We start from the raw sequence: 14,771 nt of genomic DNA on the forward strand, positions 1-14,771 counted from the left end.
GACTCATAACTCTTTCTAGCGTGGGATACGAACGGAGAATGCCCCGCACGGGGTTTAGCGCCGCGTTCAGAGCCGCGTAGTACTTCTCTTCGCCGAATGCATAGCTATGAAACGCCATAGCATAGAGGTCACGCAGGTCGTCCACGGAGAAAGCCAGCGGATTGTCGTCCCTCTCCCCTAACTCGAAACGCGCACGCGGATTATGCTTGTGATATTCACTCAAGTAGGGCTTCTGTTCTTCGGCCAGATCGGGGAGAGTCTGGGCAATGCGGTCGATCCAGTCGTCGGCCGAGAATTCTTCCGCTGTCATGAACGCTTACCCTTTGCGACATCTGCCGTCGTGATGATCTCAAGCTTCTCAGAGGTCGTATATCTCATATGTCCTCCTCCCAATTTCCCAGAACATTTTTTTGAGCGGGGAGTTTCTTACTTCTTTTTGTTGGGAATTATATCAAATGGCTTGACGGAAATCCCCGCAAGAGACTGCACTGCAAGGATTTCTAAACTTAATTATACTCGTTTTGAAATGGAGACGATAACCTGATTTTCTTTTCTTAAGGGATTCGTATGCTCAAAAACACGTCATAGTACTTGAGACCAGACCTGCAGCAATGGAGGCAGTTGATGGAACCTGATCACATAATTCATGACTGGAACCGGTCTGGTTTCGGATCCTAATACGGGGAAGTCAGACTACGAACCTTAATCATGTCTAGTTTGTTCAGACAGCGCGAGTTATAATAGGCATGCGTTACCGGAGAATTGTGTCTACTTGCTCAAATGATTTCACGACAATTAGAGATCGCCTTCGGAATGGGTCCGTCTTGATTAATTTGACAAGAATTCCATAACATAGTTATTTTACTTACTAACATGGGTATTGATATTTCAGTAAAAGAACTGATGAGAAGGATTAATGAGTCTGAAAAGACTCGCACTCCAGAGGATCGGTTACGCCTGTTGCAGGAAGCCCGCATTCTTGATTCGGACGGGAATTTTGTACGTGAGCTTTTCAGCGAAGAAACCCATCAGAAAGCCCTGAATTACTCCAAGACAAAAGATTGAATGTATTCATCAAATCCATCTATTGTCTATGGCTTCCATGCCATTGACAGGTCCGCCGGATTGAAAATACTCAACCTAGAAGACGAGTTTCAGCCCAGTAGCAATGAATATGATTGGCTAGGCCCCGGCATTTATTTCTGGGAAAACAATCTGGAGCGTGCTAATCAGTATGCCCAGCAGGACAGCAGACGGCCTGATTCCAGAATCAAAGAACCTTTTGTTCTCGGCGCCGTCTTGGAACTGGGTAATTGTCTGGATTTGCTGGATCAGAAGTACAATGATTTCCTCAAAGATGCATATTCCCAATTAGAAAAGGCTCTATTTGAGCAAGACAGGCCGTTACCAAGCAACAGTAATATGGGTGAAGACGACTTTGATTTTAAAGCCAGAGAGCTTGACTGTTCCGTAATTCGATACGCCTGTGCGTTGTCGAAGAGGGAATATGACAAGCCGTTTGATTCTGTAAGAGCGGCTTTTATAGAGGGAGAACCTATTTATGAAGGCGCTCATTTTTTCTCCAAGAACCACATCCAGATAGCGGTCATCAATCCAAACTGTATCAAGGGTATATTTCTGCCCAGACAAGAGGTGAGTATTAATTAATCTTCACACTCTGAACCAGGCGGACAGACTGCGTACTATATAACACGCACTTATTCACAAAATTTTTTCCTGTGTCATAATTAACCGCATGATTACTGCCGATGTAGCTCAGTGGTAGAGCAGCTCACTCGTAATGAGCAGGTCAGGGGTTCGAATCCCCTCGTCGGCTGTATGTAGCCTCAGTTCCACCCCGGCGACTAACTGCGTGATACAGCCCATGGCGAGTCTTTTATCAAAGGAACGTATCGTTAGAGGTCCGGAATTCAACCGCTGGCTGGTTGTGCCTCCGTCTATTGCGGTTCACCTGTGCATTGGCTCCGTTTACGCCTGGAGCATATATAATCCCGCGTTAATTGAGGTGCTTGGCGTTGCCACTAGCGCGGGGGATGACTGGGCCTTGCGTCAGGTAGTGTGGATATTCAGCGTCGCAATCGCGTTCACCGGGCTTACGGCGGCGTTTGCCGGCAAATGGGTTGAGAAGGTGGGACTACGCATGGTCGGTGTGATGGCGGCGTGTTTTTGGGGTGGTGGCTACATGCTCAGTAGCCTCGGTGTTACTTTGCATGAACTGTGGCTGATTTATCTGGGTTACGGCGTAATCGGCGGTATCGGTCTGGGCCTTGGTTATGTCTCACCGGTCAGCAACCTGATTCGCTGGTTTCCGGACCGGCGCGGCCTGGCCGCCGGAATGGCGATCATGGGCTTCGGTGGTGGTGCGATGATCGCAGTGCCGCTTAAGGAATTTTTCCTCCAGTACTTTTACAAGGCGCCTCAATACTTGGGGACGGTCGACGCAGTCGATATGATCACTCGTTCGGGCCGGCGTTTTGTTGAAGTCGGCGGTCAGCTCAAAGAGGTTGTCGTCGCGGGGGCTGCCGAGGCGGCACATGTGCTTGTGCCCGGAGCCGAAGCGGCCGGGGTGTATGTGGTTGGCACCGGCTCCGCGGGAGTCGCCCAGACCTTTCTTTTATTCGGGGTGGTTTATTTTCTTGTGATAATGATCTCGGCGTTTTTATATCGTGTCCCGGTTCCGGGGTATAGACCGCGGGGATGGGAGCAGCCGGCCGGAGAGGATTCCAGCAAGCGAATGATCAGTCAGAAAGATGTGCATATGGATCAGGCGTTAAAAACATCTCAGTTCTACCAGGTGTGGGTAGTGCTGTGCCTTAACGTTACAGCCGGCATCGGGATTATCTCTGTTGCCAAGACAATGATGACCGAGATATTCAGCAGCGCGCTTCCGGATATTGTTGACGTTACCTTTGCCGCCACTTACGTCTTGATGGTCGGCATGTTCAACATGCTGGGACGAATTATATGGGCAAGCGCCTCCGATAAACTGGGGCGACGCAATACGTGTTCGATATTCTGCGCGGTCGGTTTTTTGTTGTATTTGTCCATTCCCGTGACTGCCCACCAGGTGAATCTTGATCCTTCGATTTTCTGGCTGTTAATGTTTTACGCGGCTACGATGATAATTTTTACTTTCTACGGGGGAGTCTTCGCCACCGTTCCGGCATATCTTGCCGACCTGTTTGGTACTCGCTACGTCGGCGGCATCTATGGACATTTGCTGACCGCCTGGAGCGTCGCCGGAGTGCTCGGTCCCTTGGCGGTCACCTCGCTTAGAGATCGTTCGCTTATGGCCGAAATCAATCGCCTCGCAGAAATGGTATCGCCAGATGAATTCGTCAAGACTTTCGGAGCCGGAGTTAACGACCTCGAGATACTCGTGCAAAATAAAACCGTAACACTTGCGAAACTCATGGATATTGCTCCTGAGGGAGCAGTAGATCCGACTGCTTCCTTGTACAACTCGACGATGTATGTGATGGCGGCGCTATTAATAATCGCCCTGATAAGCAATCTTCTGATAAGACCGGTTGACGAAAAACATCACATAAAGGACTGATGTGTGCTAGAGCTTAACAGAAGTTTACTTATCCCCAATCCAAGTTATAATTATTCCCGCTTACAACTGAAGAGGTCCCGCTACGTCGGGTCTCTGTGAATATAAAACCCGATTCCAGGGAAATAAGCAGAACGTCCAAATCTCTTTGGTTGTAAGCAAGGCCCGGCACCCACGTGTGTCGGAGGTCAGTCTTACACTTAAGAAAGGAGGATATCGTGAAAAAGGCTTTATCTTTATTTGCTTTACTGCTTTTTTCCGTGAGCTGTACCCCCAGCGCAGAAGACTTCGTCAGTGATCTTTTTGATGATTACGAATACGAAGATGAAGAGGAATACTACGAGTGCTCTCTCGGGGATGCGAGCCTGCCCTTCGGGACTCATCCTGAGGAACTGATAACCCCGGAAGGCTACGAATGGGAATGTACCGGGGGCGGTGCGAATAGTATACGCTTTGATTCTGACGGCACGTTTTCAGTTGCTCTTAGCACGGTAGCCTACTCGGTAGCCTTGGACTATTTCAGCGACTGTTCTGGATATCCAAGCCGGGAAGAAACAGGTGAATGGATTGTAGATGTGCGTGGTCGCCTGTGCATCAAGCTTGATAACATTCAGCCGGGTCTCTACAACTGCCAAAGACTTGCCTATGGATCAGGAACTGTCAGGGGCTCGACCTGCGTTGATTATTATGAGAACGGAGATTATCTCGGACAGGAGTGTGATAGGGATAACAGACTTGGTACTTGCACTCTAGTGGAAGAATGATACTTTTCCTGTAAGAAGTTTTTTGTTTATGTATGTAATTCCCAAAATATCTGAGTGGGTGATCAATTAAACCTACTAAACCCTGTTCCAGAAACCTTAGAGGCAGACAGACATAGTGGAGAGTTTTTTCGCTAAGGATAAATACATCAGGAAGAAGAAAGAAGAACCGCAAGAGAAACGAGAAAAAAATCAGATGAAACCTATGGATAAAGGAAGAGATGAGAAAGATTCTAATACTTAGCCTCCTGCTTGCATTGCTCGCTGGTGGTGCTGAAGCCCAACAAACGCCTTGGGAACACTATCTCCCGACAGACGAAATGACGGGGGGAAAAGATTATAGAAGGGAGAAAGTGGGTACAGTGACGAACATAGAGAAAAGCAGTCACTATGCGGGATTGATTGTTTTTTGTGGAAGCGGAGAAATAACATTTGTCGTAGGTAGCGATGATGAACCACCATTAAAATTGGATGCAACAAATCCAGGTGAAAAGTACGAGTTCACTAAGATCAGGACAAAGTTCGATAACAACGAACCAACTCTACGTCTATTTCATATAGATAGCCGGACCCACAACTCGGCTGTATTTCCCAACTTAGACGAACCCAAAATTAACAAAATCTGGAAGGAACTCATAAAGGGAATGATAAAGCATCACCGTCTCTGGATAGAGTTTCAAGCTCAAAACGTTCCTCATATCGCCAAGTTTGACCTAACCGGCTTTTCCCGTGAACTGGCGAAGTGTTCAAAGATTCCTGACACAAATTAAACAATGAATAGAATAAGTTAACCTCTGGGCAACAAAATACATATTTCGGAACCACAAACCACAACATTGGCATGCTTTTCTTCCGACTTGCGTCCCGCAGTTTCGCGGAGAAACCACTCGCGCTGGAAACGAACGTAGCGTGCTGTGTCAGCGGAAGATTTTCGCGAAGTACTCCCTGAATTCGCCGCCGCTAAGATTGGTCTGTTCAGAGAGTTTTTTAAGGGTCGGGGGTGTTTCGATATCGTCGCGGTTTAACTTGATCATGTATTTCTGCGAAACCTCGTAGGCTTCTGTGTTCTTGTCCATATATCTCACTTTGATGCTGTTTGTCTTTTCATCTATTAGTTCTTGAAACGGGATCGCTTGTATTTTTCCCGTTCTTACGTATACAAGAGCCCCCTCTCCCCCTCCGTCAAGCAGGTACTTGACGGCGCAGTAGCCGAGCTTTCGCGTATAATCGACGTCAAACGGAATCGGATTGGCCGAGCGCATTTCATAGCCAAGTCTCTTGTGCACCAGTTCCACTTCGACTCCTTTCTCGGAGAGTTTTTCGCCAAGAGTGCTTTTGAGAAGCTGACCGAAGTTAACGTCAACGTATCTTATTCTTCCCATGCCGTCTTTGTCCATAAGTCCCAAGTCAACGGGATCTATCTTGTCAAGCATTCCTTCGGCGAGTATCGCCACTCCGTAATCCCTCCCCATGCTCATTCTTTTTATTATGGAACCCTCGAGAATGGCTATGACTTTCTCAAGCGGGACTTTCTCCTCTTCGAAATCCTCTGGGATTATCGTTATTGTGGCTCCTGATGACTGCCCGATTCCAAGAGCCAGATGGCCAGTTCTTCTCCCCATGGTTATAACCAGAAACCACCTGCCCGTAGTTCTCGCCTCTTCCATTATGTTATTCATTATCTTTGCTCCTACATCCCTTGCGGTCTCGAATCCGAAGGTTGATATGTAGTCGGGAAGGGCGATATTGTTGTCTATTGTTTTGGGCAGGTGCGCTATTTTTAATCTTCCCCCGAAGTGCTCGTGAAGCGTCTTTGCGAGAAACATTGTTCCATCGCCGCCTATGGTTATCAGGTTGCCTATGCCGAGTTTTTCAATCGAGGAAACCGTGTTTTTAAAGGTTTGCTCAGTCGCAAGGGGACTTTGTCTTGATATTCCGATAATCGAGCCGCCGGTTGTGTGAATCCTCGAAGTGTTCTGGATATCAAGATCTAGAACTTTCGATGTGTCTCCCATGGATATCCACTTAAACCCGTCGAGAATTCCAATTACTTTCTTCCCTCTGTTTCTGGCCTCGATAGTGGCCGAGCTTATCACGCCGTTTATCCCGGGGGCGGGTCCTCCGGCCGCTATTATTCCCAGATTATCCATTTTCTTGCTAGTCATCTTGTCCGTACCACCCCGCTCCGTAACCGGCTTTGTATTTCTTGCTTCGGTATCCCCGCGTGTAAAGAAAACTCCCCCCAGCTATGGCTCCGCAGGCGAATCCTGACATGTGCGCCCACAGGCCCTCGGTTCCCGCGTCACCAATATAGCCGATTCCGGTCAGAAACTGAACGACAAACCAGAAAATTATGAAAAGATAAGCCCTTATGCGCACGAAGTAGACAAACACCAGGACTATGAAAAGCGTAAGGATTTTTGATCTTGGAAAAAAGAGCATGTACGCGCCCAGGACTCCGGAAACCGCCCCGCTTGCTCCTATTACCGGAACTGCTGAATGGGAGTTTAGAGCCACTTGGATGAATACGGCTACCATCCCGCACACGAGATAGAAAAGCAGGTATCTTGCGTGGCCCAGCAGGTCTTCAATCGCGTTTCCGAATATGTAGAGGAAAATCAGATTTCCGGCTACGTGTATCCAGTTCTCATGGATGAACATGGAACTGAAATATTTTGCCGTTCTGTCAAGGAATCCGTAGGCCTCGAGGGTGGTTATCTTGGTGGGCACAATACCGTGCGTATGGTAGAACATCTCAAGCGTCTCCCCTGTCAGAGAAAGGGTATACGCGAAAACCAGTACGTTTACGGCGAGAAGCGCGTAATTCACAAAGGGAAAGATCTCGGTTTTTATTGTACTTCTAATCGGTATCATTATTGTGACAATTATACTTAAGGCAGTTCCGGGAGTTAGGGTAAATTGCGAAAACGCCGCACGGATTTTCTGACAAGGATAAGGACGGACATGGAAAAGAAGTTCCGCGAGGCAACTTGCCTTCTGGTAAACGTCGCGGTGTTCGACTCCGCCTCAGGCGGCGACCTGGGGATTCCTGAGAACTTGTCTGCGCCCGAGCTTCTTCAGAAGCTTCGTTCCCTTGAAGTGGAAATTGTCTTTTACGGTTCCGGGGGCGGGGACTTCGTCTCAACAAATGGGTTTGGGGGTCTGATTGAAGAGAACGGTCACCAAATAACCGCCGATCGCGCTTACGTTCTGGACAGCGTGGGGAGAAAGGACAGCGTGCTGCTGGGCTCCGAGCTCTCCGACGTTGATTTTTTCCTCTCCGGGGTTTTCTCCGTATCGCCAAGCTCCGCTCCGCTTGACCTCAAGGCGGTTTCGAGCTACGTATCGAACTTCGATGGAGAGGCGGTTTTCACGGAGCTTGGAAACCTGATTGCTAACTCGAAAAGGGAAGACCGGGAATAGGTTTTTATGAATGAAACTACGCGACTCTCGATGCTTATAAAGAATCACGCGCTTGCCCTGGGCTTTGACCTTGTGGGGATAAGCCCGGCGGAGGGTCATTACGCGGAAGCGGACTTTTTCGAGCGGTGGCTCGGGCGGGGTTACGCGGGGGAGATGAACTATCTTGAGAGAGGGCTTCTTAAGAGGAAGGAAGTGGAAAGGGTTCTCCCCGGCGCCAGGTCGGTTGTTTCCTGCGCCGTTAACTACAATACGGAGAATCCACGCTCGACGGAAGCTTCGGGTGGCGGCTGGATATCGAGGTACGCTTGGGGAGACGATTACCACGACGTAATGGGAGAGATGCTCGACGGGCTTGCGGACTACATAACGGGTCTTTTCCCCGAAGAAACAGGTGTCAGGACTTACGTGGATACGGGGCCGGTTCTTGAGAAAGTGCACGCGAGTCGCTCGGGAGTGGGTTGGGTGGGTAAAAACACCTGTCTTATTAATCAGAAGGTCGGCTCCTGGCTTTTTTTGGGAGAGGTGATAACCGACATCGAGCTTGACTACGACTCGGCGGCTGAAGACCGCTGCGGTACCTGCACCAGGTGCATAGACGCCTGTCCCACCGATGCCATAGTAGAGCCTTACGTGCTTGACGCTAGGAAATGCATCTCCTACCTCACGATAGAGCTTAAGGGGAAAATGCCGCTTGAGCTGAGGGAAGGGGTGGAAAACAATGTTTTCGGCTGCGATGTATGTCAGGACGTGTGTCCGTGGAACCACGACGCTCTTTTTACTCTCAAAGAAAGCTTCAGGCCGCGGGAAAAACTGCTCAGTCCCGATTTCAAATGGCTTCTCGAACTTGACGGGGACGGTTTCCGGGAGGTTTTCAGAAAGAGTCCGGTCAAGAGGGCCAAGCGCAGGGGTTTCATGAGAAATGTGCTCGTGGCTGTTGGAAATTCGGGAAATAAGGAGTATATAGAATACGCAAGGAGCCTTCTCGGAGATGATGAGCCGATCGTAAGGGCTCACGCGGTCTGGGCGCTCTGGATGCTCGGGAGAGAGGATTGCAGGGGCGAGCTTGAGTGTCTGCTTGAGACCGAAACCGACGGGGAAGTGCTGGAAGAAATTCACCATGCTATCGGTTCCCCGCGAAACTGAGGTTTGTTTCTCATGAGTTATGAAAAAGACGAAATAATAAAGGCGAACAAAAAATTCTACGACGCCCGCAATCGCTACGATGTTGAACTCATAGAGCGGGTCTGGCTTACCGACGGCAGGGCCAAGTGCGTTCACGCGGGCTGGCCGATAATTCTCGGATGGGAGGCGATAAGGGAGAGCTGGAAGACCATTTTCGAGACGGGTGGATTTGACCGCGTTGATATTTCGAATTTCTTTGTTGACGTGAAGGGAAATTCGGCCTGGCTTAACTGCGTTGAGAGAGCGACTTACTCAATAGACGATCGCAGGGTTGTGGTGCTGGCCCAGGCGACCAACATATTTGAGCTTGCTGATGGAGAGTGGAAGATGGCGCTTCACCACGCTTCCCTGATGCCTATTCCTCGCACGGAGATTGATTACGAGAATCTTCAGTAAGGAGACTGAGTCTCTCCCCGATTAAGTAAACCAGCTGCTGGCAACCCTCTCCCGTGACCGCGGATATGCTTAGGGTTTCGATGTCCTTTCCCTTGAGCTGTCTTGCCGTCTCCGCTTCTCTGTCTTTGGCTTCAACGATATCGATTTTGTTGAGAACGACCAGCTGAGGCTTCTCGGCAAGCTTCGCCGAGTACTCCCTTAGCTCCGAGTTGATCTTGTCAAAATCCTCTACGGGGTCCCTCCCCGAAATCGGGTCAAGATCAAGCATGTGAACCAGAAGGCGGGTTCTCTCCACGTGTTTTAGGAACTGGATGCCAAGCCCGAGTCCCTTGTGGGCTCCCTCGATGATCCCGGGGATGTCCGCGATTACGAAAGACTGATGGTCCCCGTAGCTTACTACCCCGAGGTTGGGAACGAGAGTTGTGAAAGGGTAGCCTGAGATTTTGGGTCTCGCGGCCGAGATTTTCGATATGAGGGTTGATTTCCCCGCGTTTGGAAACCCGAGGATGCCGACGTCGGCAAGCACCTTAAGTTCGAGCTTTACTTCCCTACGCACTCCGGGGCGCCCGCTCTCTACTTGTCTCGGCGCCCGGTTAGTCGGCGATACGAACCTTGAGTTTCCTCTGCCTCCGCCGCCTCCCTTGGCCACAGTAAAGCGCTCACCGTCCTCGATGAGGTCAGCAAGCGTTTCTCCGTCTTCAGAGGAAGTTATCACTGTTCCCGCTGGAACTGGGATGATTAGGTCGGAACCCGATTTTCCGTGCTGATCCTTGCCCCTTCCGGGCTGGCCGTTCTGGGCTTTGTATTCTTTTTTGTACCTGTAGTCAAGAAGCGAGGACATGTTCGCGTCAGCGACCACCACCACGTCTCCCCCCTTGCCGCCGTCGCCGCCGTTGGGGCCTCCCTTGGGAACGAACTTCTCCCTTCTGAAGCTGACGCATCCGTTGCCGCCGTTACCTGATATAACGGTTATTTTCGCCTCGTCTATAAACTGCATTTTGGTTTGGGCGGGTGAGAATCATCTCGCCGGGGCTTCGGTCTTGCGGATGGTCTGGAGGTTTTTCGGACGACCCCCTCCGGGGCGAAGCCCTAGAGCTGTTTTTGATGTTCCGCTATGTCCTTTTTTACGTTTCCCGTTATACCGTCCCAGTATCTCCACCAGTAGGAATCCGGTTCGTGGTTTGCCTTCTGCTGCTCGGCCCAGATGAGAACCTGCATGTGGTCTCCGTGATAGAGCACCAGTTTCTTCGCAGCGTCGGCAACCTCTTCATCGTTTATCGGAAGCTTGTTGAGCTCCCCGTCAAAAATGGCCTTTATCTCTTTTATGTAGGGAGCGGCGGCTCTTGAAATCTCCTTGATTTTCTCAGCCGGGGTTGCTACATCTCCCGGAAAAGATTCCTTTACGTTTTTCATGAGGTCCACGAAGTCAAGAAGATTGTCAAGAGAGTCCTGAGCCTTCTTCACTTCCTTGAGACATCCCGTGAGTTCCTTTACGTTTACATTTAAAGACATTAAACCGCCTCCTTGATTGCAATCATGCCCCGCCCGGGGGCAGTTCTGATTCTACCACATAATCCATTACTTTACCCTGTATACCAGAAGTCCAGGCTTGTTTTTCATGTAGGTGGCGAGGTCCTCGTCCAGCACCTTTTCGTGTACCGTGGAAGCGTGACGCAGGTAAACCACGCCGTTCTTTCTGACGGCTATTCCCGTGTGAGAGACGTCAAGGCCGTCTTTATCGGAGTAGATCCCGAGGTAGTCCCCCGTTTTTATCTCCTGGAGAACTGGCGGGCTTAACTTCTCAGAGGGGACGTAGCTTACGTCCCTTTTTACTGTCGCAAGTCCCGGAAGCCAGGGAGAGCCGTCTGTTTTTCTGTTCAGTTCCTTGGTCACGGCTGCCGTTGCGTCGCCCCCGATTTCACGGGTTACATCACGGGCGTTTTTATCGTCTCCGTTTACCCAGTCGGAGAAAAAGTGTTTTCTGCTCTCCCACCGCACAGCGCCGTCTTTATATCTCGTTTTCACGAGTTCTTCCTTGAATTCCCCGAAGCTTCCTGAAAGCCTGAGCGACTCCACGTAGTCAATATAGGTAAAGCAGTCAACCCCTGAGAGATCCACTGTAAGCTGCTCCGTCTCGCCGCTTGCTCCACCAAGGGTGTTTCCCGCGTAGGGAGTTCCGAGAAATTTCTCCGAGAGAAATTCTATTTTGGCGGCGGAACCGTCCTTTAAGGCTGCCTGCTCCATCAGGGTTTCTATTTCCTGCTGCGTCCAGTCCCCAAGAATCACTTTTTCTGAGTGTACAGTCGAGAAGTCTTTTCCGAAGACCGTGAACAGGAACTTGGCCGCGACAACTATGACGATCAGAAGAAAGAGATTTTTGATTATTCTTTTCATGGCTCTACCCCGGCGACCCGATGTTTATTCCGGCAAGGAGAAAAAGATCGTCTCCGAGCAGGTAAAGCACGGCCGAGAGGGAAAGAAAGGGGCCGTAGGCTATGGCATGTCCCGGATCTTTCTTGCGCAGTATTATAACCGAGAGTCCGATAAGGGTTCCCAGGATGGAACTCAGAAATATTACGACCAACACCCCCCACATTCCGAAAAAAGCTCCCAGCATCGCTACGAGCTTTACGTCGCCCATTCCCATTCCTTCTTTTTTTCTCAAGTTCCTGTATGCCATGGCGATCAGCAAGAAAGCGCCTCCTCCAAGCAGCGTCCCCCCTATGGAATTAAAAATGGCGATACTGGCCGTCGCGGGCAGAAAGTCCCCAAGGCCGGAGAAAAAAACCGCTTCGGCCGCGGCCGCCCAGTCGGTTCTGACCGCGTTTAGCAAAACCCCGGCTGCTATTCCGGGAAGCGTTATCATGTCGGGAATGATCAGGTGTCTTATGTCTATCAGCGTTATAGTCACAAGTCCCGTGCAGAGCGCCAGGTAGAAGAACACTTCAAGCGACACTCCGAACTCCCTGTAGAGAAAAACCGCCAGCACAGCGCAGAGAAGTTCTACGAGCGGGTACTCGGCCGATATCCGCTCTTCGCAGTAGGCGCACTTGCCTCTAAGCAATAGCCAGCTCAGGATCGGAATGTTGTGAAGGGCCCTTATGGGGGTTTCGCAGCTTGTGCAGCGGGAACGCGGAGAGACTATCGAGACTCCGGCTGGAATTCTCATTGTGCAGACGTTCGCGAAGCTTCCAAGTGCTGCTCCCAGAATGAAAAACCATATTTCGGGAACGATGCTATGAAGAAAAAGAAAAGAACTTTCCAAGGCGATTCCTGTCCTAGTTGCGGCTTTCGTTAAGCGTTTCTTTTCTGCAGTTCCGAAAGCGCCAGGTCAAAATGTCTTCTGCAGAGCTTGATGACTTTCCTGTTCTTCCCCAGATGCTCTTTTATCGCGTGCAAAGATGCCCTGTTGCATACGAGCTTTACGTCCGCTCCGGTTCTGCCTTCAAGCTGTTCTGCAAGTGCGGTGAGTTTCACGTCCGTCCCGAGAGGCTTTTTCCGAGTGTGGATTTTGAGGATCTCGAGAATTTCCTCTTTTGAAGGAGTCGGGATCTCGACCACGAGATCGAATCTTCCCGGTCTCAGAAGCGCCGGTTCTATCATGTCAATCCTGTTTGTCGCGGCAAGCACCAGCACATCCGGGAGTTCCTCAACCCCGTCAATCTCGGCAAGCAGCTGGCTTACCACCCTTTCGCTCACGCGGGTCGAGTTAGATTCGGAGCGTCTCGGGCAAAGGGCGTCGAGCTCGTCGAAAAACACTATGCAGGGAGAAACCTGTTTTGCCTTTTTGAAAACTTCCCTTACGGCGCGCTCCGATTCACCGACGTACTTGGAGAGAAGCTCCGCTCCCTTTATGGAAATGAAGTTAACATCCGTTCTGTTGGCAAGCGCTTTTGCGAGGAGGGTCTTTCCCGTTCCCGGAGGGCCGTGAAGCAATATTCCCTTGGGTGACTCTACGTCCAAGGCCTCGTAGAAATTCCTGTGCTTCATGGGCCATATGACGGATTCAATCAGGTCGTCTTTTACGTTCTCAAGACCTCCGACGTCATCCCAGGAGGTTTTCGGTATCTCAGCCACTATCTCCCTTATTGCGGAGGGATCGATATTTCGAAGCGCCTCAAGGAAGTCTTCCATGCCGACTTCTACAAGAAAGCTGTGTGCGACGTTGGAGACGAAGTCCTGCTCCATGTCCGGCAGAATGTTGGTAAGAGAATTTATTGCCGCCTCCCTGCAGAGATTCTCTATGTCGGCCCCCACGTAGCCACTTGAGAGTTCGGAGAGTCTCTGAAGGTCCACGTCGCTTGAAAGTGGCATGCTTCTCGAATGAACCTGGAATATCTCTAGGCGGGCCTTGGTATCGGGGACCGGAAGGTGAATTTCCCTGTCAAACCTGCCAGGACGGCGAAGCGCGGGGTCGATCATGTCCGGAAGGTTGGTCGCTCCGATAACCGTAACGTTTCCTCTGTGCGTGAGACCGTCCATGAGGGATAGAAGCTGGGCCACCACCCTTTTTTCAACATCTCCCGTAACCTTGTCCCGGCGGGGAGCTATCGCGTCCAGTTCATCAAGGAATATTATGGACGGCTGGTTCTTGGTAGCGTTCTCAAATATCTGGCGCAGCTTGGCTTCGCTCTCTCCGTAGAACCTGTGAATTACCTCGGGGCCGTTTATTACTTGGAAATTTGAATCCGTTTCAAACGCTATGGCTTTTGCGAGCAGGGTTTTTCCGCTTCCCGGGGGGCCTGTAAGAAGGATTCCCCTGGGAGGCTGAACCCCGAGCTTTTCAAAAAGCGATGGGAAGCGTATCGGAAGTTCGAGAATCTCCTTTATTCTTTTTATCTGGCTTGAAAGTCCCCCTATGTCCGTATACGAAACCCTTTCCGCATCCACCTTGTTTTTCGGCCTCTGTATCACGTCCATGCGGGTTTTCTGACTTATGACAACCGAGTGCTCAGGCATCGTGGTAAGCACGTCGAAGTCTTCGGTCTTGGCGGCGGACACTCTCACAGATACCCTGTCTCCGACCGTTACGGGGAGCCCTTCAAGCCTGTTGGTGAGACGCTTGCTTTTGGACGGGTCGTAGAGAAATGCCTTGTTTCTGGGACACAGGGTTATCCTGCTTGCCTTCTCGAGGTCGGCTTTTGTCACTATTACTATGTCGTCAAGCTCAACCCCCGCGTTTTCTCTGGTTACAGTGTCTATTTCTATTACGGAATCCGCTCCGCATTCTTCGGCATCAAGCGGCAGAGCTCTCACGACGGTTTTTTTCCTTCCGTCTATCTGTACCAGATCCCAGGACGTAAGGCCCAGCTCCTGCATGTCTATGGGGCTTATCCTTGCGTAACCCTTTCCCGAATCCCTCGAGTGGATTTCCGATATTTTAAGCGATATCATGAGTCAGCACCTTTCAAAAAAGATATTAACGCTTAAAA

At 50.4% G+C, this 14,771-nt stretch carries 15 protein-coding genes and 1 tRNA gene; 8 read left to right on the top strand and 8 right to left on the bottom strand.

What is annotated here, in order from left to right; translation table 11 throughout:
- Positions 1 to 310, bottom strand: a 310-nt coding sequence (locus OXG75_07195; GenBank protein MCY3625758.1) for a hypothetical protein, incomplete at its 3' end; no start/stop codon positions are given.
- Between the two features lie 815 nt (positions 311 to 1,125).
- Between OXG75_07195 and OXG75_07200 the strand changes: the two genes are divergently transcribed.
- The 5 genes from OXG75_07200 (at position 1,126) to OXG75_07220 (ending at position 5,108) form a co-directional block, all read left to right on the top strand.
- Entirely contained in the window at positions 1,126 to 1,668 is a 543-nt protein-coding gene (locus OXG75_07200) for a hypothetical protein (protein ID MCY3625759.1), read from the top strand.
- 97 nt (positions 1,669 to 1,765) lie between these two features.
- A tRNA-Thr gene (locus OXG75_07205) sits at positions 1,766 to 1,837 on the top strand.
- 48 nt (positions 1,838 to 1,885) lie between these two features.
- Positions 1,886 to 3,580, top strand: coding sequence for an OFA family MFS transporter (locus OXG75_07210; GenBank protein MCY3625760.1), 1,695 nt, complete (start codon positions 1,886 to 1,888; stop codon positions 3,578 to 3,580).
- A 257-nt stretch (positions 3,581 to 3,837) separates the two neighbouring features.
- Positions 3,838 to 4,341: a hypothetical protein gene (locus tag OXG75_07215; protein ID MCY3625761.1), complete on the top strand. Its 504-nt coding sequence runs from the start codon at positions 3,838 to 3,840 to the stop codon at positions 4,339 to 4,341.
- A gap of 218 nt (positions 4,342 to 4,559) precedes the next feature.
- A complete protein-coding gene (locus tag OXG75_07220) occupies positions 4,560 to 5,108 on the top strand; it encodes a hypothetical protein (GenBank protein ID MCY3625762.1) in 549 nt (182 codons plus the stop codon).
- Positions 5,109 to 5,255: 147 nt separating this feature from the next.
- On the opposite strand, the gene OXG75_07225 is transcribed toward OXG75_07220, so the two are convergent.
- Entirely contained in the window at positions 5,256 to 6,503 is a 1,248-nt protein-coding gene (locus OXG75_07225) for a 6-phosphofructokinase (GenBank protein ID MCY3625763.1), read from the bottom strand.
- The gene (locus tag OXG75_07230) at positions 6,496 to 7,167 is read right to left on the bottom strand and encodes a rhomboid family intramembrane serine protease (GenBank protein MCY3625764.1); all 672 of its coding nucleotides are present in this window, start codon (positions 7,165 to 7,167) and stop codon (positions 6,496 to 6,498) included. The genes OXG75_07225 and OXG75_07230 overlap by 8 nt, the downstream gene beginning before the upstream one ends.
- A 135-nt stretch (positions 7,168 to 7,302) precedes the next feature.
- On the opposite strand from OXG75_07230, the gene OXG75_07235 reads away from it, so the two are divergent.
- The 3 genes from OXG75_07235 to OXG75_07245 are packed head-to-tail and all read left to right on the top strand — an operon-like array spanning position 7,303 to position 9,339.
- Positions 7,303 to 7,761 (top strand): hypothetical protein, encoded by a 459-nt coding sequence (locus OXG75_07235; protein ID MCY3625765.1) that lies wholly within the window; start codon positions 7,303 to 7,305, stop codon positions 7,759 to 7,761.
- 6 nt (positions 7,762 to 7,767) lie between these two features.
- A complete protein-coding gene (gene queG, locus OXG75_07240) occupies positions 7,768 to 8,904 on the top strand; it encodes a tRNA epoxyqueuosine(34) reductase QueG (GenBank protein ID MCY3625766.1) in 1,137 nt (378 codons plus the stop codon).
- Positions 8,905 to 8,916: 12 nt separating this feature from the next.
- Entirely contained in the window at positions 8,917 to 9,339 is a 423-nt protein-coding gene (locus tag OXG75_07245) for a nuclear transport factor 2 family protein (GenBank protein ID MCY3625767.1), read from the top strand.
- Here OXG75_07245 and obgE read toward each other — a convergent pair.
- The 5 genes from obgE to OXG75_07270 all read right to left on the bottom strand — a co-directional run bounded on the left by obgE (position 9,299) and on the right by OXG75_07270 (position 14,733).
- Positions 9,299 to 10,336, bottom strand: coding sequence for a GTPase ObgE (gene obgE / locus OXG75_07250; protein ID MCY3625768.1), 1,038 nt, complete (start codon positions 10,334 to 10,336; stop codon positions 9,299 to 9,301). The genes OXG75_07245 and obgE overlap by 41 nt on opposite strands.
- A gap of 92 nt (positions 10,337 to 10,428) precedes the next feature.
- Positions 10,429 to 10,851, bottom strand: coding sequence for a hypothetical protein (locus OXG75_07255; GenBank protein MCY3625769.1), 423 nt, complete (start codon positions 10,849 to 10,851; stop codon positions 10,429 to 10,431).
- 66 nt (positions 10,852 to 10,917) lie between these two features.
- Complete coding sequence (locus tag OXG75_07260) at positions 10,918 to 11,733, bottom strand: DUF1460 domain-containing protein (protein MCY3625770.1); 816 nt, start codon at positions 11,731 to 11,733, stop codon at positions 10,918 to 10,920.
- 4 nt (positions 11,734 to 11,737) lie between these two features.
- Complete coding sequence (locus OXG75_07265) at positions 11,738 to 12,604, bottom strand: prepilin peptidase (protein ID MCY3625771.1); 867 nt, start codon at positions 12,602 to 12,604, stop codon at positions 11,738 to 11,740.
- A 29-nt stretch (positions 12,605 to 12,633) separates the two neighbouring features.
- A complete protein-coding gene (locus OXG75_07270) occupies positions 12,634 to 14,733 on the bottom strand; it encodes a CDC48 family AAA ATPase (protein MCY3625772.1) in 2,100 nt (699 codons plus the stop codon).
- Positions 14,734 to 14,771: the final 38 nt, after the last annotated feature.

This window comes from Candidatus Dadabacteria bacterium, from assembly GCA_026705445.1.
Taxonomy (GTDB): domain Bacteria; phylum Desulfobacterota_D; class UBA1144; order Nemesobacterales; family Nemesobacteraceae; genus Nemesobacter.